Source organism: Cyanothece sp. BG0011, from assembly GCF_003013815.1.
Lineage (GTDB): Bacteria > Cyanobacteriota > Cyanobacteriia > Cyanobacteriales > Microcystaceae > Crocosphaera.
The window spans coordinates 1-4,626 of the sequence record NZ_PRLH01000124.1 but is presented as its reverse complement, the minus strand read 5'-3'; the positions used below and the strand labels follow the sequence as shown (position 1 = coordinate 4,626).

Annotated in this window: 11 protein-coding genes; all 11 read left to right on the top strand. The window is 34.3% G+C overall.

Features of this window, described 5'->3' with window-relative positions; genetic code table 11:
- Window positions 1-196: hypothetical protein (locus tag C4E06_RS28810; protein WP_232826266.1), on the top strand; the 196-nt coding region annotated here is incomplete at its 5' end.
- Window positions 197-555: 359 nt separating this feature from the next.
- Window positions 556-1,413 (top strand): replication initiation factor domain-containing protein, encoded by an 858-nt coding sequence (locus tag C4E06_RS15905; RefSeq protein WP_157951171.1) that lies wholly within the window; start codon window positions 556-558, stop codon window positions 1,411-1,413.
- Window positions 1,406-2,023, top strand: coding sequence for a hypothetical protein (locus C4E06_RS15900; protein WP_107668958.1), 618 nt, complete (start codon window positions 1,406-1,408; stop codon window positions 2,021-2,023). The genes C4E06_RS15905 and C4E06_RS15900 overlap by 8 nt, the downstream gene beginning before the upstream one ends.
- Window positions 2,024-2,223: 200 nt before the next feature.
- The gene (locus C4E06_RS28015; protein ID WP_107668957.1) at window positions 2,224-2,469 is read left to right on the top strand and encodes a hypothetical protein; all 246 of its coding nucleotides are present in this window, start codon (window positions 2,224-2,226) and stop codon (window positions 2,467-2,469) included.
- A gap of 8 nt (window positions 2,470-2,477) precedes the next feature.
- Complete coding sequence (locus C4E06_RS27350) at window positions 2,478-2,648, top strand: hypothetical protein (protein WP_157951170.1); 171 nt, start codon at window positions 2,478-2,480, stop codon at window positions 2,646-2,648.
- 170 nt (window positions 2,649-2,818) lie between these two features.
- Window positions 2,819-3,034: a hypothetical protein gene (locus C4E06_RS15890; RefSeq protein WP_107668956.1), complete on the top strand. Its 216-nt coding sequence runs from the start codon at window positions 2,819-2,821 to the stop codon at window positions 3,032-3,034.
- A 2-nt stretch (window positions 3,035-3,036) separates the two neighbouring features.
- Window positions 3,037-3,231 carry a hypothetical protein gene (locus C4E06_RS15885; RefSeq protein WP_107668955.1) on the top strand — a complete coding sequence of 65 codons (195 nt, stop codon included), beginning with the start codon at window positions 3,037-3,039 and terminating at the stop codon, window positions 3,229-3,231.
- A 100-nt stretch (window positions 3,232-3,331) separates the two neighbouring features.
- The gene (locus tag C4E06_RS15880) at window positions 3,332-3,568 is read left to right on the top strand and encodes a hypothetical protein (RefSeq protein ID WP_107668954.1); all 237 of its coding nucleotides are present in this window, start codon (window positions 3,332-3,334) and stop codon (window positions 3,566-3,568) included.
- 28 nt (window positions 3,569-3,596) lie between these two features.
- A complete protein-coding gene (locus C4E06_RS15875; RefSeq protein WP_107668953.1) occupies window positions 3,597-3,965 on the top strand; it encodes a hypothetical protein in 369 nt (122 codons plus the stop codon).
- A complete protein-coding gene (locus C4E06_RS15870) occupies window positions 3,946-4,221 on the top strand; it encodes a hypothetical protein (RefSeq protein WP_107668952.1) in 276 nt (91 codons plus the stop codon). The genes C4E06_RS15875 and C4E06_RS15870 overlap by 20 nt, the downstream gene beginning before the upstream one ends.
- A gap of 13 nt (window positions 4,222-4,234) precedes the next feature.
- A partial coding sequence (locus tag C4E06_RS15865) for an ATP-binding protein (RefSeq protein WP_157951169.1) occupies window positions 4,235-4,626 on the top strand: 392 nt, incomplete at its 3' end.

Genomic DNA, 4,626 nt, shown 5'->3' with positions numbered 1-4,626 from the left:
AGGGGAATCAGAGATATATGACGACGTTGTTAACTCTCTCTTACAATATCATCAGATTATAACCTCTCAAACTGATTTATGTAATAGTTTGGTTGACGAGATCAATAGTTTGCTTGAAGAAAATACTCGGTTAAAAGATAGTATAAAGCAACTACTTAAGGACATCGGCATCAGTCCTAATCAAATACCTGATTAACACACCCGCAATTACTCGCCTGCGAGTGATTGCCGAGTGTGATCAGTATTTTTTGACTATGTATAGTTATGTAAAGCCTTGTGTGTTATTACTGAATCATAGATAAGATATTGTTATCAGTATAGTATTTAAGTATTTTTGTATTGATTAATTAGGTTTTGTAATAGGGTATATTGTTTCTAACAGGGGGTTAATTCTAAATTAAATTTAATTTTTACCCTTTTGTTACTTAAGCCATTTTTGCTTGAGGGTTATTATGTCTTCTTTAATAAGTGTGCGTCCTGATTATTATCAGGGGACTGCTTACTTTAACTCAGAGATAGATTGTTTTTGATTTTTTAGATCATATTTGTTCTCTGTTGCCCATTGGTGATTCTTGGTCACTTCTTGAACATTCTTTGTTCTGTGGTGAAAGATTCACAACTGCTTTTCGTTCCGTTCGTGGTAAACTATTCGGGGGTATTCGTTTAGACAAAGAAACATCACAGTATAAGATTTTAGTACAGATTCCCGGTTCTTATTGGAGTCAATTAGAATCTGATAAATATCATGAATTACTCAATTTTTCTTTGTCTGTCGGTTTCAATATAACTCGTTTTGATATTTGTTTAGACGACTATTCTAAACGGGTTTCTTTTCAAGAGGTTAAACAGTTTGGTGAATCAGGTGATTATCGATTAGTCCGTTATTATCAACTAATTGAATCTACTATTGTTCGCGGTTGTCCCCCTATTCCTACCTGTTACTTCGGTAAAGGTGAGAAAGTGCTTAGATTTTATGATGCCGAAGTGGTTCATGGTATTCCTGCTCATCGATGGGAGCTTCAACTAAGAAATGATCATGCGCGGTCAGCTGTCGACGATTACTTAGTAGATCGCTTTTGTCTTCCTGAGTTCATTACCGGGGCTGTCGACTTCGGTACTGAGTCATCAAGTTACTGGTCTAGTTTTGTCCGTGCCAATTGGTGGGAATCTTTACGGTCTGAGGCCGGCGGTTTTCGCAAAGTCAAATTAGAACCGTTTCAACCTTGTTTTGAACGTTCCATTGATTGGCTTTATAACCAAGTTGCTCCGACTCTTGCCATAGCGTTTCATGGTTATGGTTCCAAAGAATTTAAACACTTAATTAATGATTTGGTTGACAACGGTTATCAACGTCTTAAACCTCATCATCACAACATCATTAAAGAAATCAAAAAAGAGGTTAATTATGGATAAGTGCATCGTTTTATCGGTTGAATCAGGATCTTATACTAATCGTGCCGGCGATGAAGTTACTTATTGTAAAATGTATTACTTTAATACTTCTGATAAACATGATTCGAGAGTACAAAAAGGATATACTATTCTTGTTAAAGATGTTTATCCAAACTTTACTATTGATGACTTTTCCTCTCTTCCTGGAGCTTATAAACTATCCTTTAGACCTGTTAGAAATAGAATGGGTAGACTGGAACCCCAGTTAAAAGATATTGAATTTATCTCTAAATTTGATATTCCCAGAAATAACGATTTTATGTTATTACTAGGAGTTAAAAAGTATGACTTTCAAGATCAAGATGGTAAACCAGTGAGAGGGGTTAAGTTTTTTGGAATAGATCCCTTAGGATATGAAGAGTCTTCTGAGTTAATTGGTTATCCTTTAATTGAGACTAATATTAAAACAACTTTTGATGTTTTTACTCAGATTCCTGCTTACTATGATGTTGTCTTTGAACAGGTTAGGGGAAGAAATGGGAATGCTTTATATAAGCCTACGATGATACAACATAAAGCTGCTTTTACCTTTCCATCTGTCCCCAATAATGCTCCTGTTTCTACGACTTAATTATATCTATGCAATAAAATAATTGCATGGGTGCAATGACAATAAACTAATTTAAGGATTTAAAATTATGACTTTAGAAGAGTCTGTTATACTCCTAGAGCTACTTTTAGACAGAGTTCTTGAATGTTTGATCATGATTTATAGTGTTGCTATTATCTATAAGGTAGTTAAAATGTTCACTACTTTTTGAGGTGTTAATTATGGTTTGTCTTGATGGTCTTAACTTACACATTTCTGGTTTAATAAAACTAATGAGAGCTTTAAATATTACAGTTACAAATATTAAATATGATAATAAGTGGCTGGTTTCAGAAGCTTGTTTTAAAATGCCTGACTTGTCTTATTACTTGCCCTTATTAACTCCTTTCATTATCAAGTTAGCTTTTACTATTTTAGTTTTGCTACTTCTTCATCTTTTCTATTCACTGATTCCTGATAAAATCTGAGGTTAATTATGTTAGACATCATTATGGATTTTGCTCAATGGTATATTAAATCCGGTGCTGTGCTTGTTGTGACTTTTATAATAGTAGCTCCTATGATAGCTTGGCAGATTGTTAAAAGAATGCCTTCTAAAAATAGCCGTAAGGTTTCCGCTCGTCGTCGCTCTCAAAAGAAAAAATGATTTTTACTTTTTATCTAATGTTTACGATTGAATTCTCTGATCTAAACTTACAAGCTCCTAAACAATTTGTTCAAGAGAATTTTATTGCTCATATTGAAGAGCATTTCATCGCTTACTGTTCCGCTTTAGCTGGTATTACAGCTATTAAATATCTATTGAGGTTTTAAAAAATGGATCGCTGTTTTATTTCAGAAGATACTTGTATTTGTTCCGATATTATCCCTGATGGTGCTGTTTTTTGTATGCCTCAATTTGGGGGACAAAGTGGTTCCCAATTTGCTTCGGATCTGGTCGGTTCTGTTTTTGACTTCATGGGTTCTTCAGGTTTAATGGTTGCTTTTACTGCTTCTGTTCTGTGTGCTGTTTTTATTAAGTTTTTGAGGTGATTATGAAAAAAACTGATTATTTTCTATTTAGTGGTTCTCCTCCTCCTACTACTGATAACTTTCAAGAAACCATTGAGACTATTGAATCTCTTCCTCAATTCTTTAGTGACTCAATTAATTGGGGTATTGAAGCGTCTTATGCTGCTTTAGGTTTTATGTGTTTGATGAGTTTAACAGTTTATCTTTTTAAAAAATGACATTAGTTTAAGCTTTTCTGGTGATTAATTAGGGTTCGATTCCCTAGAAAGCTCTCCCCATTTTGGGGTTTTACCTACTTATTTTGAGGTCTTTTTACCTATGAATTCTTTAAAACGCAATGCTTGTTTAGCTTTATTAACTACTTCTTTAGTAGTGGGTGGTGCTACGGTTGTTCAGGCTCAAAATGTTGACTTTCAAGAGGAAATGGATAAGATCACTACTCTCGCCATTACCTTAGCTGGTGTGGTTGCTGTCATGACTGATGTGGTTATTTTACCTATGGGCATCTCTTCCGCTGTTCGTACCTTTCGCCATGTTGTTCTTCAAAACGTCTAGTTTTGAGTTAGTCTAAATAAAATTTATTATGAATGGATGGATAAAACGATTATTATTTTTAATAACAGTTTGTTGTTTTTTAATAATTGTTTCTCCTCCTTCTTTTTCTCAAGAAACTGAGAACCCCCCAGAGTTAGAGGTTGAGGTTGAAATTGGCCCTAAATTTGGAGAGAAGGAAAAAGATCAAAAGGGGGTTTTTAATTGTGTTGTTTCCTCTTTTAGTAATAAGTTTCCTTTTGATTTAACTCAATATTCTGGTAGTGATGGTGTTGGTAATTGTCCTAAGTTAGAAATTTTTAATAATTCTTATGACGCTTGTTTCATTGTTGATATTTATGACCGTATTCGTCCCGCTATTTTAGGAGGTTTAGTTATTTATGCAGTTTTTCATCTTTGATGTTTTTCTTCAATCACCTCCCCCAACAACTGCATTAGATTCTTATACTGACTGGGCTTGTAACTTAATAGATCGAACTACTTATTTTATTCCCTCCTCTCCGATTACTTTAGGAGATTTAGCTGATCAGATTGGTGATTCTTTACCTTTTGTTGGGGGTCGTCTCACTTATATGGTTATTCTTGATATCTCTAGAGTCATTTCTGTGGTGGTTTTTTGGAAAATATTTAAGTCAATTCCGGGTAAGTTTAGTTAAAGGATTTGAGATTATGAAGTTTTATCTTCCTCCCATTTTTGGAATTATAGGGCCACAAGGTTCGGGTAAATCTTTTTCTACTTTTAAGTTAATTTGTGAAGCGGCCAACGAATTAGAATATGACCTTTGTTTTAACTTTACCATTAATCTTGAGGCTCTTTATTATTATTGCTTAGATTCTGGTTATTATTGGTTACTTTCTCGAATATTACATAATAAAGTCCGCTGTCGTTTTTCTGAAGAGCTTGATGGTTTTATGGATCTCCCTAAGACTATTTATGTTATGGATGAGGCCGGCGTTTATATGAATAGTCGTGAGTTTCAAAGGATTCCTAAGAAGTTTCTTCATGATTTAGCCCAGGTTCGTCATGATTCTAAGGTTTTAGTCTGGTGCGCCCAGTATTC